Origin of the sequence: Amycolatopsis panacis (assembly GCF_003600245.1) — a bacterium.
In the GTDB taxonomy this organism is placed as follows: domain Bacteria; phylum Actinomycetota; class Actinomycetes; order Mycobacteriales; family Pseudonocardiaceae; genus Amycolatopsis; species Amycolatopsis sulphurea.
Genome location: NZ_QZFV01000065.1, coordinates 126194 through 152891, shown reverse-complemented (window position 1 = coordinate 152891; position 26698 = coordinate 126194). Strand labels below are relative to the sequence as shown.

The 26698-nt window shown below is 69.5% G+C and carries 17 protein-coding genes and 2 pseudogenes; 13 read left to right on the top strand and 6 right to left on the bottom strand.

Annotated features, from left to right (window positions below; all coding sequences use genetic code 11):
• Positions 1-795 precede the first annotated feature (795 nt).
• From D5S19_RS07705 to D5S19_RS07685, 5 genes are all read left to right on the top strand, one after another.
• Positions 796-3996 carry a TIM-barrel domain-containing protein gene (locus D5S19_RS07705; protein WP_120022621.1) on the top strand — a complete coding sequence of 1067 codons (3201 nt, stop codon included), beginning with the start codon at positions 796-798 and terminating at the stop codon, positions 3994-3996.
• 457 nt (positions 3997-4453) lie between these two features.
• On the top strand, positions 4454-6064 hold the full coding sequence (locus D5S19_RS07700) for an ABC-F family ATP-binding cassette domain-containing protein (protein ID WP_120022620.1): 1611 nt from the start codon (positions 4454-4456) through the stop codon (positions 6062-6064).
• A gap of 58 nt (positions 6065-6122) precedes the next feature.
• Entirely contained in the window at positions 6123-7286 is a 1164-nt protein-coding gene (locus D5S19_RS07695) for a serine hydrolase domain-containing protein (protein WP_120022619.1), read from the top strand.
• A 74-nt stretch (positions 7287-7360) separates the two neighbouring features.
• Positions 7361-8539, top strand: coding sequence for an SPFH domain-containing protein (locus D5S19_RS07690; protein ID WP_120022618.1), 1179 nt, complete (start codon positions 7361-7363; stop codon positions 8537-8539).
• Between the two features lie 23 nt (positions 8540-8562).
• Positions 8563-9699: a hypothetical protein gene (locus tag D5S19_RS07685; protein ID WP_120022726.1), complete on the top strand. Its 1137-nt coding sequence runs from the start codon at positions 8563-8565 to the stop codon at positions 9697-9699.
• Here the strand turns inward: D5S19_RS07685 and D5S19_RS31615 are convergent.
• Positions 9633-10250, bottom strand: a complete 618-nt coding sequence (locus tag D5S19_RS31615; RefSeq protein ID WP_147397352.1) for a DNA-binding transcriptional response regulator — start codon at positions 10248-10250, stop codon at positions 9633-9635. The genes D5S19_RS07685 and D5S19_RS31615 overlap by 67 nt on opposite strands.
• 165 nt (positions 10251-10415) lie before the next feature.
• Here D5S19_RS31615 and D5S19_RS33535 point away from each other — a divergent pair, with 165 nt between their 5' ends.
• The 3 genes and pseudogenes from D5S19_RS33535 to D5S19_RS07660 all read left to right on the top strand — a co-directional run.
• Positions 10416-10550, top strand: a complete 135-nt coding sequence (locus D5S19_RS33535) for a hypothetical protein (protein WP_267901084.1) — start codon at positions 10416-10418, stop codon at positions 10548-10550.
• Complete coding sequence (locus D5S19_RS07665; RefSeq protein ID WP_120022614.1) at positions 10547-10873, top strand: putative quinol monooxygenase; 327 nt, start codon at positions 10547-10549, stop codon at positions 10871-10873. The genes D5S19_RS33535 and D5S19_RS07665 overlap by 4 nt, the downstream gene beginning before the upstream one ends.
• Positions 10874-10942: 69 nt before the next feature.
• Positions 10943-12121: pseudogene (locus D5S19_RS07660) on the top strand (sensor histidine kinase); the annotation flags it as partial.
• Here D5S19_RS07660 and D5S19_RS33745 read toward each other — a convergent pair.
• Positions 12064-12963 carry an LLM class flavin-dependent oxidoreductase gene (locus D5S19_RS33745; RefSeq protein ID WP_456061901.1) on the bottom strand — a complete coding sequence of 300 codons (900 nt, stop codon included), beginning with the start codon at positions 12961-12963 and terminating at the stop codon, positions 12064-12066. The pseudogene D5S19_RS07660 and the gene D5S19_RS33745 sit on opposite strands and share 58 nt — an antisense overlap.
• 317 nt (positions 12964-13280) lie before the next feature.
• Between D5S19_RS33745 and D5S19_RS07650 the strand changes: the two genes are divergently transcribed.
• Together D5S19_RS07650 and D5S19_RS07645 are read left to right on the top strand one after the other, a co-directional pair.
• Positions 13281-13586 (top strand): helix-turn-helix domain-containing protein, encoded by a 306-nt coding sequence (locus tag D5S19_RS07650; RefSeq protein WP_233573763.1) that lies wholly within the window; start codon positions 13281-13283, stop codon positions 13584-13586.
• A gap of 74 nt (positions 13587-13660) precedes the next feature.
• The gene (locus tag D5S19_RS07645; RefSeq protein ID WP_120022611.1) at positions 13661-15613 is read left to right on the top strand and encodes an NB-ARC domain-containing protein; all 1953 of its coding nucleotides are present in this window, start codon (positions 13661-13663) and stop codon (positions 15611-15613) included.
• Positions 15614-15843: 230 nt separating this feature from the next.
• On the opposite strand, the gene D5S19_RS07640 is transcribed toward D5S19_RS07645, so the two are convergent.
• Positions 15844-17067, bottom strand: a complete 1224-nt coding sequence (locus D5S19_RS07640) for a hypothetical protein (RefSeq protein WP_120022610.1) — start codon at positions 17065-17067, stop codon at positions 15844-15846.
• A gap of 197 nt (positions 17068-17264) precedes the next feature.
• Here D5S19_RS07640 and D5S19_RS07635 point away from each other — a divergent pair, with 197 nt between their 5' ends.
• The gene (locus D5S19_RS07635; RefSeq protein WP_120022609.1) at positions 17265-20261 is read left to right on the top strand and encodes an AfsR/SARP family transcriptional regulator; all 2997 of its coding nucleotides are present in this window, start codon (positions 17265-17267) and stop codon (positions 20259-20261) included.
• 806 nt (positions 20262-21067) lie between these two features.
• Here D5S19_RS07635 and D5S19_RS34065 read toward each other — a convergent pair.
• The 3 genes and pseudogenes from D5S19_RS34065 to D5S19_RS07625 all read right to left on the bottom strand — a co-directional run bounded on the left by D5S19_RS34065 (position 21068) and on the right by D5S19_RS07625 (position 24850).
• Complete coding sequence (locus D5S19_RS34065; RefSeq protein ID WP_407641731.1) at positions 21068-21421, bottom strand: hypothetical protein; 354 nt, start codon at positions 21419-21421, stop codon at positions 21068-21070.
• A pseudogene (locus D5S19_RS33735) lies at positions 21395-22915 on the bottom strand (glycoside hydrolase family 35 protein); the annotation flags it as partial. The pseudogene D5S19_RS33735 and the gene D5S19_RS34065, both read right to left, overlap by 27 nt.
• Positions 22916-24850 (bottom strand): beta-N-acetylhexosaminidase family protein, encoded by a 1935-nt coding sequence (locus D5S19_RS07625; RefSeq protein WP_233573762.1) that lies wholly within the window; start codon positions 24848-24850, stop codon positions 22916-22918.
• Positions 24851-25277: 427 nt separating this feature from the next.
• Here D5S19_RS07625 and D5S19_RS07620 point away from each other — a divergent pair, with 427 nt between their 5' ends.
• Positions 25278-26312 carry a hypothetical protein gene (locus D5S19_RS07620; RefSeq protein ID WP_120022607.1) on the top strand — a complete coding sequence of 345 codons (1035 nt, stop codon included), beginning with the start codon at positions 25278-25280 and terminating at the stop codon, positions 26310-26312.
• Positions 26313-26334: 22 nt separating this feature from the next.
• A complete protein-coding gene (locus tag D5S19_RS07615; RefSeq protein WP_120022606.1) occupies positions 26335-26682 on the top strand; it encodes a hypothetical protein in 348 nt (115 codons plus the stop codon).
• Positions 26683-26698 lie beyond the last annotated feature (16 nt).

Genomic DNA, 26698 nt, shown 5'->3' with positions numbered 1-26698 from the left:
TTCCCAGGTGAAAGTACTGGGGGGCGGTGTCAAGGGCACATTCGAAAGGGTTCCTGATCACATTGGTCGCGTAAGCAGGAACGGCTCCGATACCGAGAGCCGTCGCGACTACCGCGACGACGACAGCAGCTCGTGTTTTTTTTCATGACAGACCTCTCAGATTTTTCCTGTGGTTCTCATCGTTTCCACGCGAGGCGAAACAAGCACCCATCGCCACATGCGGCGACGGTTGACGACTACGGCAACCAGTCGGGTCGAACGCACAACTCAAAAACAGAGAATGATGATCTTTTCGCGGCGACCCCTACCGCGTCAGACGCTGGGAGAACTTTGGATTCGTGATCGATGATCGATCCGCCGAATCAGCCTGGCGGCCGCATACCGTTATTCAAGGGACTCGCTGGGGGACGGCGGGCGTCTACCCTCCGACGACAGTCGCGCCGCGACCGTCATCGGACGATCCTCTCTTGTGAAGAGGAAGGTAACCGCCTGTTTGGCGGGTACTGCACTCTGGACACTACGCCTGGGTCGGCCGTCCGGTGTGGACACTGCCCCTTCGGCCACTGCCGCTTGCCTCGCAGGGCAGCCGCTTTTTGTGGATCATGGCTGGTCAGAGCGCTGGGACCCCGCATGATCGGGAAGACGGCCGCCGCAAGATCATCATGGTGTCCGGTACACGCCGAGCGGCTGTCCGGGCAGCTTCGCCCGAGTGGTCTGGACAGGCCCACCAGCCGTGTGCTGTGATCTTCCCGTCATTTTCCAACGTTGTAAAACGGCTCCGAGAAGGAGAGCGCTTTGCGCGCAACGGCAGGAATCCTGAGAAGGCTGGGCATCCTCACCGCCGCGGTCTGCACCACGATCACCGGGGTGTCCGCACCCCCGGCGACGGCCTCCGTGCAGACCCAGACGGTGACCACGGCGAATGCCCGGTTCCAGGTCCTCTCCCCCACCCTGATCCGCACCGAGTACTCCGGCGACGGAAACTTCGCCGATCCGGCCACCTTCAACGCCATCGGCCGCGGCTCGTTCACCAGGACTCCCTTCACCTCCACCGTTTCCGGTGGGGTGCTGACCATCCGGACCAGCGCGGTGAGCCTGAGCTACCGGCTCGGTTCCGGCCCGTTCGACACGAGCAACCTCAGCGTGCGGCTGACCGCCGGGACCCCCGTCACCGCGGCGCCGTGGCAGCGCCTCGTCTGCGCGGCAGGCGAGTTGTGCGAGGCAGAAGACCTGCCGCACGACGGCCCCGGCGCCGCTACCGACCACAAGGGCTACACGGGAACCGGCTTCCTGGCCGGTTTCGAGACCGACGGCGCGACGGTGTCCGCCGACGTGGAAGCCCCGGCGGACGGCACCTATACGCTGTCGACCCGCTACACCAACGGCCAGGGCGGTGACAGCCAGCACGTCACGCGCACGCTGAGCGTGACCGTCGACGGTGGTCCCGCGCACAAGCTGAACCTGCCCGCCACCACCGACTGGGACACCTGGTCCGTCGCGTCGGTCGACCTGCCGCTGAGCGCCGGGCGCCACACAGTCGCGATGACCCGGGCACCGGGCGACTCGGGGCACGTCAACCTGGACAGCCTCGCCGTGCTGCAGAAGGGCGCGCAGTACCCCTCGACATCGGCTCGGGCGATCACCGGCTGCGGATTCGGCGCGAGCTGCGAAGCCGAGGACGGCCGGCTGGCCGGGACCACGACGATCGCCACCGACCACAACGGATACTCCGGCTCCGGATTCACCGCCGGTATGCAGCAGGGCGGTGGCCTCACGCAGCGGATCGCGAATGTACCCGCCGACGGCAAGTACGCCTTGCACGTCCGCTACGCCAACGGAACCGGCAGCGACGGCAAGCACGAGACCCGCACTGTCAACGTCACCGCGAACGGTACGACCCGCCGGCTGCAGCTCCCGGCGACCGCCGATTGGGACACCTGGAACACCGCGTCGATCCCGGTGGATCTCAAGGCGGGCAAGGGCGAAGTCGCACTCGGCTGCCCGGACGCGAACAGCTGCCACATCAACGCCGACACACTCTCTGTCACCCCGCTCGACGCGCCCGCCCCGCAGCCGCACTTCGCGCTCGGGCGGTACCGCCGCGGGCTTGACGGCGTGAACGGCGAGAAGGGCGCGCCGCCGACCGTCGAAGGGCTGCTGCACCAGGACGGCTGGTACCTGCTGGACGACACCGCTTCGGCCTTCTACGACCAGCGCAGCGGCAAGGTGACCCAACGCCCGTCGCACGGCGGAAAGCCTTACCAGGACGGGTATTTCTTCGGTTTCGGCCGGGACTACCAGGGCGGCCTGACGACGCTGTCGCAGCTGACCGGCCCGCCCAAGCTGCTGCCACGCTGGGCGTACGGCGTGTGGTACTCGGAGTACATCGACCGCACCGAAGCCGACTACCGCAACACCATCCTGCCCAAGTTCCGCTCTGAGGGCGTTCCGCTCGACGTGCTCGTGATCGACACCGACTTCAAGGCGCCGGACACCTGGAACGGCTGGGAGATGGACCGGAAGAAGTTCCCGGACCCGAAGGGATTCTTCTCCTGGGCACACGGCGAGGGCCTGCGCACCACGCTGAACATCCACCCGAGCATTCAGGAATCCGACCCGCAGTACGCGAAGGCGCAGTCGATCGCGAAGGGCAAGCTGGCACCCGGCTGCGGCGACGGCTGCCGAGTCTTCGACTGGGGTGACCCCGACCAGCTGAAGGCTTACATGAGCCTGCACAACGACATGAACCAGGCGGGCAACGACTTCTGGTGGCTCGACTGGTGCTGCGACGCCGCGCGGTCCTCCCTGCCCGGAGTCACGCCGGACGCGTGGATCAACCAGCAGTACGCGGCGAACATGCCCGGCCGCGGGTTCGCGTTCTCCCGCGCCTACGGGTCGTTGCAGTCCGGCGGGTACGGGAACCCGACCGCGGTGCCGACCGGGCCGTGGGCGGACAAGCGCAGCACCCTGCACTTCACCGGGGACACGCTGTCCACCTGGGGCACCCTGGCGATGGAAATCAGTGCCGCGCCGAACGAATCCGCGGCCACCGGGATGTCCGCGATCAGCCACGACATCGGCGGGCATGTCGACACCGCCGGCATCCCCGGCGGAGAGACCTATGTGGAAAAGGGACAGCAGAAGCGCACCACGAAGCTGCCCGACGACCTGTACGCGCGGTGGGTTCAGCTGGGTACCTTCCAGCCGATCGACCGGTTGCACAGCAACCACAGCGACCGGTTGCCCTGGCAGTACGGGCCGGAAGCCGGCGCCTCCGCCAAGAAGTTCCTGAACCTGCGCGAGAATCTGGTGCCCTACACCTATTCCCTCGCACAGCAGGCGGCCACGACCGGGGTGCCGGTGGTACGCCCGACGTACCTGCAGTACCCGAACGAAGCCGCCGCGTACCCGGCCGCGTCGAAGGAGTACTTCTACGGCCCGGACGTGCTCGTCGCGCCGGTAACCACGCCGGGGTCGAAGGCGGAGACCAGCGTGTGGTTCCCACCGGGTCAGTGGACCGACTACTTCACCGGCCGCACCTATCAGGGCGGCACCACCCAGACCGTGTCCACGGACCTGGGCACCATGCCGGTCTTCCTCCGTTCGGGCGGCATCCTCACCACGCACACCGCGGACATCCAGCACGACGCGGCAGCGGATCAGCTCACCGTGACCGCGGCGGTGGGCGGGTCGGGCAGCTTCTCGCTGTATGAGGACGACGGCGAGCATGCAAACCGGAGCGCGACCACGAAAATCGGCTACGCGGAGCGGAACGGCCGGCACACGCTGACCGTCGCCCCGCCGGCCGGTAAGTACCCCGGGCAACCCGCACAGCGCACCTGGACCGTCGCGTTGACCGGACTCGCCTCCGCACCGGCGAACGTCACGGTGAACGGCAAGGCCGTGGCAGGGTCGTGGGACAGCGTCAAGCACGTCCTCACCGTGCAGGCGCCGAAGCAGCCGATCGGGCAGGCGCTGACCGTCAGCGCCTGGTGATTCCGCGGGGGAAGCCGGTGCGCCGGCTTCCCCCGTTTCGCCCGAGTGCTGCTCCGGTTTCGCGAGCATACGGGCTGTGAAGGGACCCTTCACGGACGCTGAGGCTGTGAAGGGTCCCTTCACAGCCCGCGGGACCGGCCGAGCGCGCACGGACGCGGTATCGTGGCCGGCGGAACGTCCCTTTCGGAAGGAACCCCAGCCGTGGCAGGTGAAGACGACATCTCCGGGTGAGCCCGGGGCGTGAGCCATCGGCGGGCCAATCCCGCATCGGCTCCGGCCCCTTCGTACCGGACAGCAGCACGCACACGCCGTCATGCGCGTGTGCGTCAGGGATCTCCCCCAGCGCAGCTCGGGGAGGGACCGATGCGGTCCAGGCGCGCGTGGCCGCCTTCGTCGTCCGAAACCGTTCCTGTGCGGGGCCGTCGGGTGCTCCGCCGATTCACCGCGAGGCCTTCCCATGTCCGATCTTCGTATCGTCCTGTCCGGGATCTCCTTCTCCTGGGCGGACGGCACGCCGGTGTTCGACCGGCTTTCCGCCACCTTCCCCACCGGCCGCACCGGACTGGTCGCCCCGAACGGCGCGGGGAAGTCCACGCTGCTCAAGCTCATCGCCGGGCAGCTCGCACCGGCCGCGGGCAGTGTCACCGCCGACGGCCTGCTCGGCTACCTGCCGCAGGATCTCCCGCTCACCACCGGCCGCACCGTCGCCGAAGTGCTCGGTGCCGGCGCGATCCTCCGCGCCATCGCGGCGATCGAAGGGGGCGACGCGGACGAAGCACACTTCACCACCATCGGCGCCGACTGGGACATCGAAGACCGCACCCGCGCCCAGCTCGACCGGCTCGGGCTCGACGACGTGGGCCTGGACCGGCGGCTGGACACGCTCAGCGGCGGCCAGATCGTGTCGCTCGGCTTGGCCGCGCAACTGATGCGCGAACCCGATGTGCTGCTGCTCGACGAACCCACCAACAACCTCGACCGGCACGCCCGCGACCAGTTGTCCGCGGTGCTGGAGAGCTGGTCCGGCTGTCTCGTCGTGGTCAGCCACGACCGCGCGCTGCTCGACCGGATGGACCGGATCGCCGAACTCGAACCCGGCGGTATCCGTTTCCACGGCGGCACTTTCACCGAGTACGAGGCCGCGGTACAGGCCGAGCGCGAGGTGGCGGAGAAGAACATCCGCAACGCCGAGCAAGAGGTCAAACGCGAGAAGCGCGAGAGGCAACAGGCACGCGAACGCGCCGCGCGCCGGGCGAGCAACGCCGCGCGCACCGTCGCCGACGCGGGGCTGCCGAAGATCGTCGCCGGCACCATGAAACGCAACGCCCAGGAGTCCGCGGGGAAGGCCGACGGCACGCACTCCGCGCGGGTCGGCGCGGCCAAGGCCAAGCTCGACCAGGCGGAACGCGCCCTGCGTGAGGAGCAGAAGATCAGCCTGGAACTGCCGGAAACCGCGGTACCCACCGGGCGCACGCTCTTCACCGGCAAGCATTTGCGCGTCCGGGATCTGTTCCCCGGAGAGGGCGTGGAGCTGTCCGTGCGCGGCCCCGAGCGGATCGCGCTGACCGGCCCGAACGGCTCCGGCAAGTCGACCCTGCTGCGCCTCGTGCACGGCGACCTCGACCCCGATTCCGGCGCGATGAGCCGGGCCGAGGGCCGGGTCGCCTACCTGTCGCAGCGGCTGGATCTGCTCGACCCCGGCCGTACGGTCGCGGAGAACCTCGCCGCCGCGGCACCGGAGATGCCGCCCGCGGACCGGATGAACCTGCTGGCCCGGTTCCTGTTCCGCGGCGACCGCGCGCACCTGCCGGTCGACGTGCTCTCCGGCGGCGAACGGTTGCGCGCCACACTGGCCTGCGTCCTGTTCGCCGAGCCCGCCCCGCAACTGCTGCTGCTCGACGAGCCGACGAACAATCTCGACCTGGTCAGCACCGCGCAGCTGGAAAGCGCGCTCAATGCCTATCGGGGCGCGTTCGTCGTGGTCAGCCACGACGAACGGTTCCTCACCGAGATCGGGATCGACCGGCGGCTACGGCTGGCCGGCGGAGTACTGGAGGAGATCGGCTGAACCCGGTGTCCGGACCACGAATCCGGCACCGACTGGACAGTGAGAGAAGGGAAGCGTCATGACGGATCTGTCCGAGCTGCTGAATCACTACGTGGAGACCGGGTACCTCCCGGGCGCGGTGGCGCTGGTCGCCCGCGGCGACGACGTCCGCGCCGAGACCGCCGGGACCCTCGATGCCGAGGGCGCCGCGCCGATGACCGCGGATTCGATCTTCCGGTTCGCCTCGATCACCAAGCCGATCACCGCCGCCGCGGTGCTGATGCTGATCGAGGAGGGCGTTCTCGGTCTCGACGAGCCGGTGCAGCGGTGGCTGCCGGAACTCGCCGACCGGGTCGTGGTGCGCACCCCGGAAAGCCCGGTCGGCGACGTGGTCCCGGCCCGCCGTCCGATCACCGTGGCCGACCTGCTCACCAGCTGCAGCGGCTACGGCTTCGCGTCGGACTTCTCGCTCCCCCAGGTGCAGCGACTGCTCACTGTGGACACTGACGGCCGTGAGGTCCAGCAGCGCCCGGCACCGGACGAGTGGCTCGCCGCGCTGGCCCGGCTCCCGCTGCTGCACCATCCGGGCGAAGCGTTCCTCTACAACACCAGCTCCGACCTGCAGGGCATCCTGATCGCGCGGGCGAGCGGCCGGTCCCTGCCGGAGTTCCTCGCGCAACGGCTGCTCGATCCCCTGGGCATGACCGACACCGGATTCGTCGTACCCGAGGCCGATCGGAGCCGATTCACCAGCTACTACCGCCCGGCCCCGGACGGCGGGCTGGAACTGGCCGACACCCCGGACGGCCAGTGGAGCAGGCCGCAGGCCTTCCCGTCCGGCGCGGGCGGGCTGGCCGGGACGGCGGGCGACTGGCTCCGGTTCGCCCGGATGCTGCTGGCCGGCGGTGTCGGTGAAGGCGGCCGGCTGCTCTCGGCGGAATCCGTACGGCAGATGACCACCAACCACCTGACCGCGTCCCAGCGGGCCACGGGCTCCTTGTTCCTGGACGGCCAGGGCTGGGGCTACGGCGGGGGTGTCGACCTGACACACACCGAACCGTGGCAAATACCCGGCCGTTACGGCTGGGTCGGTGGTTCCGGCACCAGCGCGCACCTGATCCCGGCCACCGGCGAAGTCGCCATCCTGCTGACCCAGCGCGGGATGGCCGATCCGACGCCGACACCGATACTCAGGGACTTCTGGCGGTGCGTCGCCGGCGGCCCGGCCGGATTCACCGGCTGAGGGGACCCACACAGGCGGAGGCGGTACAGTCGCCCGCGGGTCCGCAGTGAGCCAGGCTTGGCAGAGGGGTAGACGTGGGGATTTTCGACAAGATCCGCGGCGAGTTCATCGACATCATCGAATGGACCGACGACAGCCGGGATACCATCGTGTGGCGCTTCCCGCGCTACGAGAACGAGATCAAGATGGGCGCCAAGCTCACCGTCCGGGAGTCGCAGGCGGCGGTCTTCGTCAACGAGGGACAGGTCGCCGACGCCTACCCACCCGGCATGTACACCCTGCAGACGCAGAACATGCCGGTGATGTCCACCCTCAAGGGCTGGAAGTACGGATTCGACTCGCCGTTCAAGGCCGAGGTCTACTTCGTCAACACCCGCCAGTTCACCGATCTCAAATGGGGCACGCAGAACCCGATCATCCTGCGGGACCCGGAGTTCGGCATGGTCCGGCTGCGCGCCTTCGGCGGTTACGCGGTGCGCGTGGTCGAGCCGGTCGCGCTGCTCAAGGAGCTGGCGGGCACCGACCCGCAGTTCCGCACCGAGGAGGTCTCCGAGTACCTCCGGCAGCTGATCATCGGCAAGCTCGGCCCGGCGATCGCCGGCGCCGGAGTGCCCATGCTCGACCTGGTCACCCAGCAGGACCAGCTCGGCGGCGCGATCGCCAACGCGCTCAACCTGGAGCTGCGGGCCAACGGGATCGAGATCTCGAAGTTCATCATCGAGAACATCTCGGTCCCGCCCGAGGTCGAGGCCGCGATGGACAAGCGGACCCAGATGGGCGTGGTCGGCAACCTGGACCAGTACACCCAGTTCCAGTCCGCGAACGCGATCGAGGCCGCCGCGCAGAACCAGGGCGGCGCGGGCGAGGGCCTGGGCATCGGGCTGGGCATGGCGCTCGGCCAGCGCGCCGCCGGGCCGCAGGGCCAGCCGCAGCAGCAATACCAGCAACCCCAGTACCAGCAGCCGCCGACCGGACCTCAGTACCAGCAGCAATATCAGGCACCGCAGTACCAGCAGGCACCGCCGGGGCCGCCGCCGCTGCCACAGGCCGAGCAGTGGTTCCTCGGCGCGGGCGGTCAGCAGCTCGGCCCGTTCGACCGCGCACAGCTGGGCGGGCAGGTCGGGGCGGGCACGCTGACCCGCGAGACCCTGGTCTGGAAGAACGGGATGGCCGCATGGACCCCGGCCGCGCAGGTGCCGGAGGTCGCCGCGCTGCTCGGCGCGACCCCGCCGCCGCTGCCGCCGCAGGCCTGACCATCCACTCCCCGGGGGACCTGATGACCGACCCACGTTTCCAGCAGGCCGGTGTCGCGGCCACGACCTACCCGTGTGGCGGCTGCGGCGCGCGCCTGGAGTTCGCGCCCGGCAGCACCGGCATGCAATGCCCGTACTGCGGGTACCGGCAGGAGATCACCGCCGGGGACCGGCAGATCCGCGAGATCCCGTTCGGCGAGCTGGCCGGGCTGGCCCGCAAACCGGTGGGCAGCATCGGCAAGTACGTGTTCGCCTGCCAGCGCTGCGCGGCGCGCACCGAGACCAACGAGACGGCGAGCCTCTGCCAGTTCTGCGGTGCGCCGCTGGTGATCGACCCGGCGGCGTCCGGTCAGCTGGTCCCCGAAGGGGTGCTGCCGTTCCAGTTCGATCGGGCCGCGGTGAGCACGCACCTGAAGAAGTGGACCGCGTCGCGCCGCTTCGCGCCCAACGCACTGAAGAAGGTCACCACCGCGGAGAGCACCAAGAGCACCTATCTGCCGCACTGGACCTACGACTCGCAGACCGAATCGTTCTACACCGGACAGCGCGGCGAGTACTACTACGTCAACGAGACCTACTACGAGAACGGGCAGCGCAAGACCCGCCGCGTCCGGCGGACCCGGTGGTACCCGGCGCAGGGCCAGGTGGCCAGGTCGTTCGACGACGTGCTGGTCCCGGCGAGCACCCAGATCGCGCCGGCCGAGGTGGACAAGCTGGCGCCGTGGCCGCTGCCGGACGCCCAGCCGTACCAGCCGGAGTTCCTCGCCGGGCACTTCGCGCTGCGCTACGACCTCGAACCGGAGACCGGGTTCGAGGAGGCCAAGCGGCGGATGGCCCCGGTCATCGAGAACGACTGCGAGCGCGACATCGGCGGGGACACGCAGAAGGTGCATTCGGTGGACACCCGGCATCACGATGTGTCGTTCAAGCTGATGCTGCTGCCGGTGTGGGTCGCCAGTTACGTCTACCAGGGCAAGACCTGGCAGATCCTGGTCAACGGCCGCACCGGCGAAATCCACGGCGAACGGCCGTGGAGCAAGGTGAAGATCGCCGTCGCCGTGGTGATCGCGCTGATCGTGGTGGCCGCGATCGTCTACTTCGCGGTCACGAGCGGGCACAGCAGCACGTCCGGCGGGCACCACAGCGGCACGCACCACTGACCCGTCAGAAACGCAGCTGCCGCGTCTTGATGCCGTACTGCGTCATCTTGCGGTAGATCGTCGCGCGCGCCATGCCCAGCTCGGCCGCGGTGGCGGGCTGGGCGAGGCAGCGCACGATCTCGTCGCGTTCCGTCGCCTGCAGCGGCTGAGCCGTGCCCGGCGTTGGTGAACACCTCGGCGGGCAGGTGCGGCACGTCGATCACCTCGGACCTGGCCGCGGCCTCGCGCACGACCCGGCACGTTCTCCGGCCAGTCGAGGCGGTCAGCGCCCGCGCGGCGGCCGGGGTGAAGCCGACCTCGCGGCCACGCACCCGATGCGCGAAGTGGCGGGCCAGCAGGCCCACGTCGTCCGGGTCGAAGCGCAGCGCGGGCACCTCGATCACGGCGTCCAGGTGACCCCCGCGGTAGAACGGGTGATCGAGGCGAACATGCTGCTGTCCGGACTCGGCTTCAAGTCCGGTGGGCTCACCGCCGTGCACAACGGGCTGACCGCGGTCGCGGCCACCCCACGGGCTCGCGCACGGGCAGAAGGTCAATCTCGGCCCGCTCACCCAACTGGTGCTTGAAGGGGTGCCGGCCTCGGCCGTCCGCGAGAATTCACCACCCGGCTGGGCCTGTCCACCACGCTCACCGAAACCGGGCTGCGCGCCGACGACACCGATACGCTGCGAGTGGTCGCAAACGCGGCGACGGCGCCCGGGGAGACCATCCACGCCATGCCGTTCGAGGTGCGCGGTGAGGACGTGCTCGCCGCGCTGGTCTCCGTCGGACGGCTGGCGCGGCGGATCCGTGCCGCGGCGAAGCTGCCCGAACCGGTACCGCACGTGCCCAGGACGAAGGAGAGCACATGATCTTCATCACCGCGAAGTTCCTGATCAAGCCCGAACATGCGGACAACTGGCCGGAGATCTCGCGCGCGTTCACCGAAGCGACCCGCGCCGAGCCCGGCTGTCTCTGGTACGACTGGTCCCGCAGCCTGGCCGACCCGAACGAATACGTGCTCGTCGAAGCGTTCCGCGACGACGACGCGGGCGCCGCGCACGTCGGCTCGGCGCATTTCAAGGCCGCGCAACAGGAACTGCCGCCGTACCTGGCGCAGACCCCGCGCATCGTGAACGCCAAGGTGGATCAGAACGACTGGTCCGAGCTGGGCGAGCTGGCCGTCCGGGACTGACCGCGAGGGGCCGCCGGGATCGGCGGCCCCTCCCCTATCCTCGTCCGGGACACTCCCGGGGGAGGGACGATGCCGGATTCCGCCGGTCCAGGACGGGAATTCGTACGAAAACTGCTGCACCACGGCACGCCACGCGAGCCGAGCGACCACGAGGACGCCACCGCGACCCTCGCCCGGGCCGCTCGGTACTGGGTCGTCGTACCGACCGGATACCGGATCGCCCAGTTCGCCAAGGCTTTCATCGGGTTCGTCGCGTCCAACGGCAGCGCCGGACTGGCCGTGGTGCTGGCCACGACCGTCGTCGCGCTGGTGGCGAACGCCGGGCAGCTGTGGTGGTTCCTGCGCTCGCGCGGGTTGCCCGCGCACCGGACCACGCGGGTGCTCTCCCCCGACCTCGCCGCCGGGGTGCTGCTCAACGTCGTGGTCGCGGTCCTCGCACCGGCCGCGGTCCAGCCGTTCGCGATCGACCTGGCCTGGACGTGGATGATCGGCACGGTCGCGATGTGGGCGGGTACCCGAGGCCTGCCCACGGCGTTGCTGCTCCTCGCCGCGGCCGTGCCGTTCCGCGCCGTACTGAGCCTGGTCGGCGGACGCGCGTTCGACGAACCGCTCGCGCTCAGCCGTTCGGTCGGCGACCTGATCGGGCTCGCGGTGGCGATCGTGATCACCTTCGTCGTGCTGATCCTGCTCGGCACGGGTTCCCGGGTCGCCTTCGACTTCGGCCTGCGCAGCGGTCAGGAAGCCGAACGGCGCCGTACACAACGGCTTCTGCACGACAGCGTGCTCCAGAGCCTTGAGGCGTTCGGCCTACCAGCGCCGGACGACGAGGAGCACGCCGCCACCCGCCTCGGCGAGCTGCGCCGCGCCGCCCGCGCCGAGGCCGCCGGCCTCCGCCGGACCATCACCGAGCCGGTACAGGCCGGCCCGACCCGCGGCTTCGTCGTCGAATTGGCCGACGTGGCCGCGGAAATGGCCAGGGAAGGGCTGCGCACCCAGCTCGTCACCGCCGACTTCGCCGACGACCGGCTCTCCGCCGAACGGCGCACCGCCCTCCGCGAGGCGGTGCGGGAAGCGTTGCGCAACACCGCGAAACACTCCGGCACCGGCCAGGTCGTCCTCCGCGTGGAAGAACGCGACGGCGGGATCACCGTGGTGGCCAGGGATCAGGGCCGCGGCTTCGACCCGGAGGGTCAGGCGCCGGGCTTCGGAATCAGCCAGTCGATCGAGGCCCGGCTGACCGAGGTCGGCGGCACCGGCCGCGTCGAATCGGCACCCGGCCGCGGAACCCGCGTGACGCTGTGGGTCCCGCATTGAGACCGAACGGTCTCGGCGCGCCTGCGGTGTGGCGGGTGTCGTCCGGTCGAGCCGGGTGGTGCGATCGTGGCTGTCTGGTGATCAGCCCAGCTCCGCCAACCGCGCCACAGCCGGCGCCATCCCGTCGATCCACGCGGCCGGTGCCCCGCCGGGAGGCATGATGAGGGCGGTGTGCACGCCGAGCTTCGCGTAGTCCGCCATGCTCCGCACGAACTCGTCGCAGGCCTCCGGTCGGGCCTGCCCGCGGTGATCGTCTTGCGGATCGCGTCGTAGTCCCGGCCGAGGTCGTCGCAGTGCTTGCCCAGCACGTCGAGCTTGTGCGCAACTTGCGTCCACATCTGCGCGCAGACCCGCAACGTCTCCTCAAGCCGCTCGAACCGCTCCGCGACCGGCGGGAACGGCACGCCCAGCGCATGATGCTCGCGCTCGAACCAGGCCGCCCCGACGCCGAGCGCCGCCCGCCCGCCCGAGAGCACGTCGAGCGTGGTCACGATCTTGGCGAGCAGCCCCGGATGCCGGTAGGTGACGCCCGTGACCAGCAACCCGAGTTCGATCGCCGACGTGTGCGCCGCGAGGAAGCCGAGCGTGGTGTACCCGTCGAGCATCGGCGACTCGGCGGGCAACCCGGTCGCCTCGATCTGGAAGTAGTGATCCATGAACGACAGCCAGGACATCCCGGCCTCCTCCGCCGCCGCCCCGACCCGCGCCAGTTCCCCGGCCATCGCCGTGGCCCCGCCGTCGATGTCGAACACCGGCACGTGAATTCCCAGCTGCATGGCGGAAGGATCCTGTCGAATCTGTGCGATACTCCGGGCACCACGGAGGCTGGAGCCTGGTGTGCGCTCCAGGGCAAGTCCGGGATTCGGTACCGCCACTCTGCTGACAAAAACTCCGCATCGGCACGGAATTTGCCCTGCGTGAGGGTCCCCCGAAGTGCCTATTCCATTCTTCAGTGAGAACAGTGAGGGTGTTAAGTCATCAAGGGCCGACCAAGCGCCCGGAAAGACCGACCACGACCAGCGACAGCCGGGGGGCAATCGCAGTGGACACGCCGGACAGACCGAAGCCAGACCGTGCACAACGGAACCGGCAGATGCTCAACGACTGGAATCAGGGTGCCTCGCTCAGTGAAATCGCCCGAGCGCACGGGCTTTCCCTGAGCTGGACCGGTCGGCTGCTCCGGCAGGAAGGTGTGGTCCTGCCGGAAATCCGGCAGGGCGTGCGCCGGGTGCTCGACACCCCGCGGATCATCCGGGAATACCGCGGCGGCGCCAGCATTCGCCGGCTCGCCGACGAGCACGCCACCTCTTACGGAACGATCCGTCGTTTGCTCCGCCGCGAGAATGTCCCCCTTAGGCCGCATGGCGGCAACAATTCCGCCGTTCGCCGTTTCCGGTGAGTGCGACCGCTCACGATCGCCCCGTCCGGCGCGATCGGCAGGGTAGACACGATCGAGCGGCCGAGGGGAGGGCGATGATCCGGGCACGGCAGCCGGACGCGGCGGAGGACGCCGTCCGGCCGGTGCAACTTCCGCCGGCCCCGCCGGGGCTGATCGGACGGGAAGCCGAACTGGCTCGCCTCGACGAACTCTGGCGGGCCGAGCACGACACACCATCCGTCGCCGTGGTCACCGGCGTCGGCGGCATCGGCAAGACCGCGCTCGCGCTGCAGTGGCTGCATCGGCGACGGGACGAATTCCCGGACGGGATCCTGTTCGCCAGCCTCGCACCGGAGGACGGCGAGACGGCCGCGCCCGCCAGCGGTGCACTGCACGGTTTCCTGGCCGCACTGGGCGTTCCGGCCGACGAGATTCCCGCTTCGTTCGCCCAGCGCGCGGCCGCGTTCCGGGCGGCGACGGCGGACCGCGCGTTCGGCGTCCTGCTCGACGACGCCGCGCACGGCGCCGAAGTCCGCGCGATGCTGCCGGCCAGCAGCAGCTCGATCGTGCTGGTCACCAGCCGGTCCCGGCTGACCAGCCTGACGCTGGACGGGGCCGAGATCATCCCGCTGGATCCGTTGCCCGTTCCCGAGGCCAAGGAGGTGCTCACGCACCGGGCGGGGCGCGGGCAGCTCGACGACGAAGCCGCCGGCGAACTCATCACCGCCTGCGCGGGCCTCCCCCTCGCCCTCGCCATCACCGGTGCCAGGCTGCGTACCCACCCGGCCCGTAGCACACGCCGCGAAGCGCGCCGGAGCCCGCTGGCGGCCGACCGGCTCGCGACCGTCTTCGACGCGTCCTACACCGCGCTCAGCACCAGCGCGGCGGCCCTTTACCGGCTCTGCGGCCTGCTTCCCGGCCCGCACCACGCCCTCGACTCCCTCCCCGGCGCCCTGCTGAGCACGCCCGATCAGCTCTACGACGACGTCGACGAACTGATCGAGGCGAATCTCCTCACCGAGGTGGACGACGAGACCGTGGCCCAGCACGACGTCGTCCGCCAGGACGCGCGAACCCGCGCGGAGCGCGAGCGCACCCCGGAGGACAACGCCGATGCCCTGCTCCGCGTCACCCGCTGGTACCGCGACCGGATGTTCGCCGCGAACGCGCTGATCCACCCGTTCCAGCCGGTGTTCACCAAAACCACCGCCGCGGCCGGGTCCGCCTTTCCCGACCGTGCGCAGGCGCTGCGCTGGTGGCGGCGGAACCTCCCGGTCATCCGCGCGGTCGCCGCCGAGGCGGCCCGGCGCGGCTGGGACACCGAGACCTGGCAGTTCGGCGAGCTGTTCTGGGGTTTCTATCTGCACCACCGTGATCCCGCGCCGCTCATCGCGCTGAGCTCGGCCGGCGCCGAAGCCGCGCGCCGGTGCGGCGCGCCACTGGCCGAAGCGCGCTTGCGCAGCCAGCTAGGCTTCGTCTACGACAAGCTCGGCCGAGACGAGGACGCGGCCGCCCAGCACGCCGTCGCGCTGGAGATCGGTGAGCGGGAGGGCCACGGGCCGACCCAGGCGACCGCGCTGTCCCGCCTTGCCCGTGCCGCGCGCAGCCGGGGCGAGCTGGAGACGGCGCTGGAGCTGTACCGGCAGAGCGCGGCGGCACACGCCCGGATCGACCAGCCACGCGGAGTCGGCCTCGCCCTCCGCCGGTGCGGCGAGGTGCTGCTTCTGCTCGGCAGGGACGACGAAGCACTCGGCGACCTGTCCGAGGCCGCGGCGATCATGGCTCAGGCGGGCGACACGAGCCAGCACGCCCGCGCCGTCATCTCCCTCGCCCGGGTGCACGACCGCCGCGGCGACCACGAACTCGCGTGCCGCAAGCTCCGGTCCGTGCTCGAACAGGTGGACCGGCGGCAATCACCGCATTATCGCGCCGAGATCCTCACCGCTCTCGCCGATCTCGAAGCCGGCCACGGTGCCGGCGAGGCCGCTTCGCACTATCGCGAGGAAGCTCGCCGGCTCCGCCGCGAAGCCGGCGAGCCACCGGACTGACCACCGCAGCCCATCGGGAAACCGGGCCACTGCCGCGACCGCGCCCGGCCAGGCCGCAAGCGCTGCTTCGGCCGGACCGGCCACCGGTCGTCCGGTGGCCGCCAGCACGAGTACGTCGGCGCGGGGAAACCAGCCCGGATCCGCGAGCCCGAGATCGACGACGTGCAACGCCACGGCGTTTCCCCGCACGAAGATCCGCACGACCCCGACGCCCGGCGCCGGGAACCGGATCATCGTTCCCAGCCCGGTAACGGGACCGGCATCGCCGGCAACGGCGGGGTGGCCGGCTCCGCCGGTTCCGAAAGCTCCAGCAACCGGTACATCGCCGACCGGAGGATGGCCGCCGCGCGATCCGGTCTCGTGCTGATCGCCCGGGTGACGTCGGCGGCGAGCCGGGCGGCCGTTTTCCCCGCCGCCTCGGCCTGCGCCGCGAGCGGCCGGTTCCAGCACAGCTCCCCGGCATGGCACCGCACGACATCGGCGATACTGCCCGGCTGCAGCCCCTTGCCCGGCGAGGAGGCGAGGGTGACCGGACGGCCGAGCGCCGCGGCGTACCCGGTGGTCGATCCGTGATCACCGATCACCCAATCGGCCGCGATCATGGTGGCCTGCCAGCCCCGCTCCGGCGGAATCACCTTCAGCCCCGCCTCGACGCTCCCGGAAAGCCAAGCCGTCACCTGCCGCCGGCCATGCACAGCCCACGCGTTCGGATGCAGCACCGCCGCGACCGCGTAGTCCGCCGTCGGCAGCGCCTCGAGCACCGCCTGGTACAGCTGGGGAATCCGGCCGAAGGTCGAATCGGTGTACCAGGTGGAACTGATCACCACCAGCCGCCGCTGCGGGGTCACCTCCAGCGCGCGGCGGTATCGCTCCCGCAGGCCGGTCGCGGCACGCATCCCGTCGAGGCAGACATCCCCGGCGACCACAGCCGCCGACAGGGCCTCCGGGCAGCGCTCCCGCAGCAGCTCGAACTCGTCGTCCGTCCCAAGCCCGAGCACGGCGGGCAGCACCCGCCCGCGAAAAGTCAGCAGCTCCCGATCCACCGCGGTGGTCCCGACGGTCGCCCCGCCGGCCTTGCGGCTGTAGCGGCTGGGTCGCAGCCGTCCCGCACCGTGCCCGATCAGCAGCACCGGTCCGTGCACCGCTTCCAGGTGCCGGTGGCTGGCGGCCAGCACCAGATCGAACCGGTGTGCCAAGGCCTGTGCCCAGGGCAGTACCAGGCCGTGCTGCGCCCGCACGTACTCGTCCACGCCGTGCCAGCGGTCGGTGCCGTGCGGCACCGTGAACAGCACCTGAACCCTCAGGTCCCGTTCGAGCAGCCGGACCAGGTCCAGCAGCCGCGTCCCGGCGGTCACAGTCGGCACCACCACCAGCACCGCCCGGCAACGCGGCCGGGTCACCCGCGAGCCGGCGTCGAGACCGATCGGCCCCCGCACCCACGTTTCGGATTCCATCGAGCTCCCCTCTCTTCCGGAAAACCGCTTCCCCCTGAGAATGAGAGCCGGATCTGCCGCGGCTCTGCCGGTGTCCTGCCGGGAAGCGGACCGGCACCTGCCCGGCATTCGGCCAAAGTCGATCGTTACCGCCGCGAAATCGCCGATTGATCGTTTTGATGCGAAAATGATCGCTCGGCGAGCGGAGGGGACGTCGAATGGAGACCGCCTACGGAATTCTCGGGCAGACTGCCGTGCGGATGCACGGGAAGATGAACGAGAACTGGGCGACCGGCCAGGTTCAGAATGTGCTGGGAATCCTGCTGGTACGCCCCGGAGAACGTGTTCCCGCAACCCGGATCATGACCTGGGCCTGGGATGACGAGCTTCCGGCCAACCCGAAAGACGCGCTGTACAAAGCGGTGAACCGGCTCCGCCGGGCGTTGGCGGACGCCGATCTCGCCGCCCCGGTCGAGACGGTCGACGGCGGCTACCGGATCGCCCTCGACCCGAATTACGTGGATCTCGCCGTCTTTCACGAGGGAATGCGCGAGGCACGGGCTGCCGCGGACGCCGGCAACCATGAATCAGCATACGAATCGGCACATGCAGCGCTTTCCCTCTGGCGCGGAGAACCGCTGGCCGGCCTGCAGACCGGGCCGGTGCAAAACTGGCGCCGGAACACGATCCTGACGCAGTGGATTCCCGCCTGCAGCTTCCTCGTGCACGAATTGCTGACCCTGCGCCGCCCGGAGACAGCCGCCCGGGAACTGGACAGGCTCCTGCCGGAACACGCCGGGGAGCTGACCTTTGTGAAGCTGCGCACCCGCGTCTTCTATGCGCTGCAGCAGTTCACCCAGGGCCAGGAGTACTTCCTCGGCGCCTACCGCGAATTCCGTGACGCGGGGGACGAACCGGCCGCCGACGAACTCCGCGCGTTCCACGACCGGCTCCGGGAAACCCACCGGAGCACACCGGCACCCGGCAACCTCCGGCCGGTGACGAGTGCGCCGCAGGTCCGGCCGCTGCCCCGGGATCTTCGCGGGTTCACCGGGCGTGCCGACGTGCTCGGGGCACTGAACAACCTGCTGCTGCAGGACAATTCCGGCCGTTCGGCACCGGCGGTCGTACTCACCGGCCCGCCGGGGATGGGGAAGACCAGCGCGGCGTTGCACTGGGCGCACGGGGTCGCCACTGCCTTTCCCCGTGGCAGGGTGTACGTCGATCTCCAGGGGTTCGGTCCCGCACCGCGGCTGGAACACAACGACGTGGTGGATCTGCTGCTGGAGGAGTTCGGATTCCCGGTCGACCACGTGGTCCGCGAATCGGACCGCGCCGCGGTGCTCCGCCGGCACCTGGCCGAGCGCCAAGTGCTGGTGATCCTCGACAACGCGGAGAACTCCGACCACGTCGACCGGCTGCTCGACCTGCTGGCGGACAGCACTCTGCTCATCACGTCCCGGCGCCGGCTCAAAGCGCTGGCCCGGAAGTACGAACTGCCGACGCTGAGCCTCGGGTATCTCGACGACCACGACTCGCTCGCACTGCTCACCCGCCGCATTCACGAACGGGCCGAGCGGGAACCGGATGCCGCGCGGCGGATCGCGCACCTGTGTGACGGGCTGCCGCTGGCGCTCTCCCTCGTCGCCGAACGTGCTGCCGAACGGCCGGGCCTGAGCCTGTCGATGTTGCTCTGCCAGCTGCGGGATCCGGAAATGCTGCTGAGCATCGGGGACAACGGAGACGACGAAAGCCTCCGCACCACGTTCTCGTCCTCGTACCACACCCTCGACCCGGCCGGGCAGGCGGTTTTCCGGCTCTTCGGGCATCACCCCGGAGCGGAGATGCAGGCCGACACCGTGCTCTCCGCGGCCGGGCTCGCCACCACCGACACCCGGCGCGCGCTCGAGACCCTGGTCGCGCTCCACCTGATCGATCAGCCCGGCGACACCGATCGTTTCCGCATTCCCTCGATCTTCCACCGGTACGCCCAGACCCTCAGTGAGCACGACCAAGACCAGGTACCGTTGCGCCGCCTGCTCTCGCACTACACGCGCACGGCCGAGAACGCGCACCGGATCGCCCATCCACACGGTGACCGGCCACCGATCCCGGAAGCGGAGCCGGGCACGAATCCCACCCGATTCGAGACTCCGGAGGCTGCGACCCGCTGGTTCCTGCAGGAACGCACGAACATCGCCGCACTCGCGGCGAAGGCCGAGCAGGCCCGGCTCTTCGACTATGTGTGCCTCCTGGCGCACCTTGTCGGCGAAACCTTGAGCCGGTTCGGCTACTACGCCGAGCGGATCGCCGGACTGACCGCCGCGGCACGGGCCGCACAGGCAAAAGGTGACCTCTTCGCCGAGGGCTCCACGTTCAACGACCTCGGCTACCTCCACCTGACCCTGTGCGATGAACAGGCCGCCGCTCCGATGCTCGCGCGTGCGCTGGAACTGGCGACCGCCGTGAACCACCCGATCGCGATACTCACCGTGAACATCAACCTCGCCCGGCAGCATCGGCTGGCCGGGCGGCACACCGAGGCGATCACGTTGTTCCGCAAGTGTGTCGTCGATGCGCAGGGCGCTCGTGACCCGGTCCGCGAGGCCAAGTCCGAACAGTATCTCGGCGATCTCCTGGCCGACCTCGACCAGCCCGAACGGGCCTTGCCCCACTTCCACCGGGCGCTGCACTTGCGCACCCTGCTCGGGGACACGCCCGCGCGGATCGAGACACACATCGCGCTGGCGGAACTCCACTATGCGCAGGAAGATCTGCCGGCCACGGCCCGGCACTGCGCGCAAGCGCGGACCCTGCTCGACGGCACCGCCGAGCTGACCGCCGGCATGCGGCTGCGCACCGTGCAGGCCCGACTGGCCAAGGCCGAGCACAACGATCGGGCAGCGCTGCGGCTGTCCCAGGAAGCGGTCGAACTCGCCGAGCGTGCACACACCGCCACCGGTCAGGCACACGCACTGGAAGCCTTCGCGGAGATTCTTCACGCTCTGGGAAACAGCCCCGACGCCATCGACGCCTGGACCCGTGCCGCCGCCTTCTATCGTGGCCGCGGGCAGCACGGGAAGGCAGAGCGACTCGAAGCTCACCTCGCCGAGATCGGTCCTCCGCACGAGATACCGGAAGCTCGCGACGGCGAGTCGACCGTGGCGATGCCGTCCCCACGACGTTCCTTTACCAGCAGCGAACAGGCCACCTGAGATCGCGGCACGACCGCACCGGAACAGCCTTGGCACACGAAATCCGGACCACCAAGAGAGCTACCCAGAAAAAGATCAGCTCAAAGGATTACACCGGAATGAGCGACGCACTCATTCCTCTCGAGTGACCCTCTCCAGTGTCTGCCTTCGGTTTGCTACGCAACGTTGGGACCTAAGGACACCCCCGAGTTCTCCTCGTCTCCACTAGGCTCTAACATCTGGCTATCAACCCTCTCGCAGAATGGATTTCGCAGCGAGTCACACCTTGACTGCCATCGAGATCCATGTTACGTGAGGCTTACGACGAGATCAGACCAGGAGCAAAGCCTCTAATGTTTTCTGTTGCACCCACGGCCGCCGCGTCGATCGACGACGATTCGAACCTGGCCGAACCCTGGTGGTGCTGCTTCCTCTGACCCCCAGAGGCCGGTGACCAGATCACTCCGCTCAACTTCGGCGGATCCCCTTTCTCGACCGGCTTTCACCTGAGCCTGCCGGGAGAGGGGACCGCGAGACCCGACCAGCTGCCCGCCAGTGCGGCGACCGGGATCACCCGGCGAATTCGGCCGAGTAATTGTCGGTGCGTTCACCGGACACCGTGCTGTGACCGGAGTTCCGGTCCCCGCACGTGCTGGGTAACACTCCGCGGCAGCCTCCCCCATCCACCCACCAAACGGCCTGCTTTCCTTGCGCATCAAGGCGAACGCCTACAACATTGAGGTACTGCCGGTCGCCGAGGCGGTATCGCCCGGGTCGCCCCGTTCAACGACCTCGGCGCAGATCCCGGCATCGCTACCTGACCGTGTTCAGCCCAGGTCGGCCTCCGGGCGGATCTCGATCGCCGTCCCCGGGCGGTGCAGCTCCAGGACCACGATCTCGTTCTTTCCCTTTCGCCACAGAGGCTTTGGTGCGTAGAGCGTCTGCTGCGGGCCGATCTGCCAGTATCGGCCCAGGTTGAACCCGTTGAGCCAGACCACGCCCTTCTCCCAGCCGGGCAGGGCGAGGAACCCGTCCTCGGGGGTGGTCACGGTCGCGGTGGCGTGGTGGAACACCGGGCCGAGGCCAGGGCCGGGCTCGGCGGCAGCGAAGCGCAGGCCGGACAGGTCGTCCAGCGGCAGCAGACGGATCTCCCAGCCGAACAGCTTCTGCTCGGTGCTCATCGCGACCCAGCCGTCGATTCCCTTGCGGTCGGCGAGGAACGGGCCGAAGTTCACCCGGCCCATGGCGTCCACCAGAATGTCCACCCGGTTCCGGGGCAACGGCAGGGTCAGCTGCACCGTGGCCGCCGGATCGTTCCGGTTCAGGGTGCCCGCGAGCCGCCCTTCGACGAACACCTGTGCGCGGTCGGCGAGGCCGTGGATGCCGAGCGGACCGGAATGCGGGCCTCGCACCATGGTGCGGTAGTGGATCAGGCCGGTGGCCTGCCCGACCCGCTCCATCGGCAGCGGCTGCGCGGACCGCACCGGTTTCGCCAGGACCGGCAGCGCATCGAGCAGTGCGACGGCGCCGTCCGGGTGCACCTGCTGCGCGGGCAGCCGCGCGGACCGGCCGGGCAGGGGACCGACCGGCACCTTGGTGTACTTGGTGATCACCGACCGCAGTGCGGTGTACTTCGCCCCGGTGTCGCCGGCTTCACCGATCGGCGAATCGTAGTCGTAGCTGGTGGTGATCGGCAGGTACCGGGCACCGGAGGTGTTGGCACCGCTGGTGAACCCGAAGTTGGTGCCGCCGCAGGCCACGTACAGGTTCACCTAGGCACCGGTGGCCAGCAGGGTGTCGACGTCGGCCGCCATCTGCTTCGGGTCGCGGGTGTTGTGCGGTTCGCCCCAGCGGTCGTACCAGCCGTCCCAGTATTCGGCCATCATCGCCGGTTTGCCGGGCTGGAACTGCTTGATCGCGGACAGCTTCACCAGCGGATCGCCGTCGCCGGTGCCGGCCTCCAGCGTGCCGGGCAGCGCCCCGAACCGCATCGAGTACTCGGAAGCACCATCGGCGGCGAAGAGCAGGCTGGTCACGCCCCGCGCTCGCAGGCTGTCGCGCAGGTGCGCGAGGTAGCCGGTGTCGTTGCCGTAGTTGCCGTATTCGTTCTCGATCTGCATGGCCACGACCGGACCGCCGTACCGCGCCTCCAGCGGGGTGAGCCGCGGGACCAGCTCGTCGTACCACGCGTCCACGGCGGCGAGATAGGCCGGATCGGCGCAGCGCAGCTCCAGGTTCCGGTCGGCCAGCAGCCAGGCCGGGAACCCGCCGAACTCCCATTCCGCGCAGATGTACGGGCTCGGCCGGACGATCACCTTCAGCCCCCGCTCGCCCGCGAGGCGCAGGAACGCGGGCAGGTCCCGGCCGCCGCGGAAGTCCGCGTGGCCGGGCACCGGCTGGTGAAAGTTCCACGCCACGTACGTTTCGACCGTGTTCAGGCCGAGCGCACGCATCCGGGCCAGCCGGTCCGGCCACTGGTCCGGGTGGATCCGGAAGTAGTGGATCGCGCCGGAGACGATCTGGGACGGCTTGCCGTCCAGCAGAAACCGCTCACCGTCCACGCTCAGCCCGCGTCCGGCCGCCGCCTCGGCCGGCCCGGCGAATACCGTGCTCGCCGCGGCGAGCACGGCCGCCGGGGCCCCGCCGAGGAAGCTCCGCCTGCTGACTGGGCTCATCTACGCCTCGCTCTTCGCCGTCCCGGCTGCGGCATCCCTTGCCTTGACGAGGAACGTGTCCAGGACGCCGTCGCCGACCAGCGCCGGGCGCACACCCCAGGCATTGGTGTTGCCCGTCTTCACCGCTTGCGCCTGACCGACCTGCGTGTCGCCGGTCGCGGTCAGCTGCCGGGCCTTCTCCGCGTCGCCCGCGGCAGCTGCGGCAAGCGCGTCGAGCCGGGTCACCATCGCCTTGCCCCACAACGCACTGGCGTCCAGCCACGGCCCCGTGTCCGCCACGAACGCGCGATCCACCGGTCCCGCACGGATCGTTTGCGGGGCATCGCGGATCTTCTCCGCGTAGGGACGCAGTTCGGCGAGCGCGTTGCGGTCGCCCGCGTTCCAGCGTTGCCAGAAGTCGGCGGTCTTGGCGGCCAGCACGGGCGCCTGCGGCTGCCACGGCTGCGGCGCGGACGACGGGCCGTAGTGTTCGAGATCGGCGAAAACGGTGAGCGCCGCGGTGGCGTTCGGATCGCCGCCCGCGATCCGGGCGAGGGCCCGCGGCCAGGACTGTTCGGCGGAGTAGGCGGCGTCGTTCCACGAGAAGTCCGCGACCCCGAACTCGGCGATCTGGCTGGCTGCCTCCTGGTTCATCGGGTTCGAGACGATGCCGTCCAAGTACTGCGAGAGCCCGGCGTCGCGGTGATCGTAAGGCGCCAGCATGATTCGCCCGGCGGCCTCGCCGTAGTCGTTCACCGGGTAGTTGTCCCACAGGAACACCTTGCGTCCGTACAATGTGGACACCTGACGCGCCTGGTCGTTCGTCACGCTGGGCGGGACCACCGCGGTCCCGGTCCACTGGATCACCACCGACGGGTCGAGGTGCTCGCGCAGCTCGGTCTTGTACGGCGAGGCCTTCAGGTCGCCGTACTCGGTCGGCACCGTCTGCAGCGGGCGGGCGCCGTCGTGGGTCTTCACGAAATCGCTGGTGATCCGGTTGAGCAGGGTCACCTGCGCCTTGCCCGCGGCAGCCTGGCCCGGCGCGCCGTAGGCGGCTCGATCGCCGTCGCAGTTCCACCTCGTGTACGAGATGTCGTCGAACGGCATGGAGAACGACCGCACGCCCAGGTCGTAGACAGACTGGAACTTCGCCTTCACCGCGGCCACATCCGCCGCGGACGAGAAGCAGATCGAGACACCCGGCGACAGCGCGTACGTGAACTTGACGTGGTGCGCGGTGGCCGAAGTGACCAGCTGCCGGAGCGTCGTGAGTTCCTTCTGCGGGTACGGGTCGCGCCACCGGGCACGCAGGTAGGCATCGTCCTTCGGGCTGTAGATGTAGGTGTTCGCCTTGGTCTCGCCGAGGAATTCGATCTGGTGCAACCGCGCCTCGGTGGGCCACGGCGGACCGTAGAAGCCTTCGATCGACCCGCGCAGCGCCATGTTCGGCCAGTCGCGCACCTGGACACCGCGCACCGCCCAGCCGCCGCCCGACCGCACGAACAGCTGCCGAAGCGTCTGTACGCCGTAGTACTGGCCGGAGCCGTCCCGGCCACCGATCAGGATGCCGGAGAGCCGGGAAACGGTGAGCGCGTACCCCTCGGCCTGCGAAGGCACTTCGCCGCTGAACGACGGGCCGCCGAGGCGGACCAGGAGCACCCCGTGCTGCTGCCCGGCCGCCGACGGATCGATGATGCTGATCCGCCGCACGCCGTGCTGTTTGAGCTGGGCGGCGAGCAGGTCCTTCGCCGCGGCATCGGTGGTCTGGTCCACGACCAGCACCGCGGTGGCCGGGATCGGCACCTCCCCCGGCTGACGGCTGATCTGTTGCGGCGTAGGGGAAACCACCGGTACCTCGCCCGGGGCGGCCACGGCGGGCTGGCTGAGCGCGAGCATCGCGGCCAGCGCACCGGCCATGGCCGTCAGGGCCAGCCGGACTCTTCCGGGCGGAGTCATTTGTTCCCCTCTCAACGCGGCCTGCCGGAGGCCGGGTCAGCAGCCTAGGTCGCGAATCCATCGGACGTCTATGCGCTAACCGGATGAGGGACGCTGAGTAAAAATCAATCACCGATAATCGCGCCATTGCTGGCCCGAACGGTGTACTCGTCCAGAGCGCTCACGGATTGTGTCCGGAATTGGTCCGACGCTTCCGGTCGCATGGCTTTCCGGTGTTTTCGGAGCGGCACTGGCATGACCATGCTCCGCAGGCGCACCCGGCCATTCGGCCGCGAGCCCGGTTTTTGTCGGTGGTGGCTGAGAGCATCTCGGCATGCACATTTCGCCACCGTTCACCGGCCACCGAAGACCGGAAGCTGCCACCGCGGGACCGGTCCCGCCCCGGAGGCCCGACACTGGGCTTCTCCGGTGCACCGAAAGGGATTCCATGTACTCGCCGCCTGAACCCGCCGAGCGGCCGCGCGACCCGCTGGCCGCCGCGATGGGGAACGCTTCCCTGCTCGGCGTCGGTTATCTGCTGCTCGGGCGGCGGCTGCTCGCCGCACTGAACGTCGCGGGCACAGCGGTGCTCGTAATACTGCTGACCACGGTGGCGCCGTTCCGGTGGTTCGAAGTGCTCGTGCTCGCCTGGTGGGCGCTGGTGATCGCGCACGGATGGCAGCTCGCCCGCCACAAACCCGCGAAGGTACGAAAACATCAGGTGATTGCGTTCTCCGCCGCGGTAATCGTATTCGGCGCCGTCGGGCTGCTCCGATTCGACGCCTCCCGAATCGATGAACGCATTGTCGGCGCCCGGGCGCAAGGCAGCTGCGCCGAAGCCACCGAAGCGATGGACAGCCGGTGGTTCGGACATTACGTCGCGGACGCCCCGCTGATGACCAGGGAGGAATCCACCCGGGAGGCCTGCCACCGGTTGCGGACGGCGAACGAGAACCTGGCAAGCTCGCTGTCCGGCGAGCCGAAGGCGACCGCCGCCGCATTCGAACGGTTCGCCTCGGTCCGCCGTGACCTGCCCGGCCACGAGACGATGGCCACCGTGGTGCTCGACGGTTTCCTCCACCGGATACCCACTCCGGAGCCGTGTACCACCGCCGAGATCGACGAGTGGCTGTCCGCGCACGCGGCCGGCGGCCCGGCCCCCGAACGGTCGGCCTCCGCCGTCGCGCGCTTCGCGTCCGCAGCCTACCGCTCCTGCTGCGACAAACTGATGACTTCGAAGGACTGGACCACCGCACGCACCTGGTATCAGCGGATCGTCGACCGGTACCCCGCCGATCCTCGTGCGGCGAAGGCGAAAGCGGGCGCCACCAAGGCGACCCGGGCGCTGGAGCCGGCGAAGGTGCAAAGCCTGCTGGACAGCTCCGGCAGTACCCAACCGTCCCGCTGCAAGACTCCCGGCCCATACAGCGCCAACGCACCATACGGCCCCGGGCACGAACCGCGCACTGTTCTACGGCGATGAAGGCCACAGCAGCAAGTTCCCTGTGGAATGGCGCGCGCCCGACGCCGCACAGGCCGTGCTCGTGGTCTGCCTCGGCGAGCCCGCAGACGGCACCGCCTTGCACACCTGCCCATACGAAAACAAGATGATGCCGAACTTCCCGAGCAACGTCACGTTCCACAAGATCGCTGTCGCACTGAAGGCCTACGAGCTGCGTACCGGCAAACCCGTCGTGGACACGAAGGTGGAGATCGGCGGGGCGAGCTGCCCGAAAGTCCTGCGCTACCGCAGCTACAGCCATCTCGCGGACCTGGGCCCGCCCCCGGACACCCCAGTGACGCCCACCGACGACGACGTGCCGGCAGCCTTTGCCCCGGTCATCCAGAAGTGACTCGATCGTCCGGACG

What these genes read in the sequence shown, in the direction of transcription:
- D5S19_RS07700 (WP_120022620.1), top strand. Translation starts at nt 4,454, where the DNA reads ATGTCCGATCTTCGTATCGTCCTGTCCGGGATCTCCTTCTCCTGGGCG.
- D5S19_RS07695 (WP_120022619.1), top strand. Translation starts at nt 6,123, where the DNA reads ATGACGGATCTGTCCGAGCTGCTGAATCACTACGTGGAGACCGGGTAC.
- D5S19_RS07685 (WP_120022726.1), top strand. Translation starts at nt 8,563, where the DNA reads ATGACCGACCCACGTTTCCAGCAGGCCGGTGTCGCGGCCACGACCTAC.
- D5S19_RS33535 (WP_267901084.1), top strand. Translation starts at nt 10,416, where the DNA reads ATGCCGTTCGAGGTGCGCGGTGAGGACGTGCTCGCCGCGCTGGTCTCC.
- D5S19_RS07665 (WP_120022614.1), top strand. Translation starts at nt 10,547, where the DNA reads ATGATCTTCATCACCGCGAAGTTCCTGATCAAGCCCGAACATGCGGAC.
- D5S19_RS33745 (WP_456061901.1), bottom strand. Translation starts at nt 12,963, where the DNA reads ATGCAGCTGGGAATTCACGTGCCGGTGTTCGACATCGACGGCGGGGCC.
- D5S19_RS07650 (WP_233573763.1), top strand. Translation starts at nt 13,281, where the DNA reads ATGCTCAACGACTGGAATCAGGGTGCCTCGCTCAGTGAAATCGCCCGA.
- D5S19_RS07645 (WP_120022611.1), top strand. Translation starts at nt 13,661, where the DNA reads ATGATCCGGGCACGGCAGCCGGACGCGGCGGAGGACGCCGTCCGGCCG.
- D5S19_RS07640 (WP_120022610.1), bottom strand. Translation starts at nt 17,067, where the DNA reads ATGGAATCCGAAACGTGGGTGCGGGGGCCGATCGGTCTCGACGCCGGC.
- D5S19_RS07635 (WP_120022609.1), top strand. Translation starts at nt 17,265, where the DNA reads ATGGAGACCGCCTACGGAATTCTCGGGCAGACTGCCGTGCGGATGCAC.
- D5S19_RS34065 (WP_407641731.1), bottom strand. Translation starts at nt 21,421, where the DNA reads ATGAGCACCGAGCAGAAGCTGTTCGGCTGGGAGATCCGTCTGCTGCCG.
- D5S19_RS07625 (WP_233573762.1), bottom strand. Translation starts at nt 24,850, where the DNA reads ATGACTCCGCCCGGAAGAGTCCGGCTGGCCCTGACGGCCATGGCCGGT.
- D5S19_RS07620 (WP_120022607.1), top strand. Translation starts at nt 25,278, where the DNA reads ATGTACTCGCCGCCTGAACCCGCCGAGCGGCCGCGCGACCCGCTGGCC.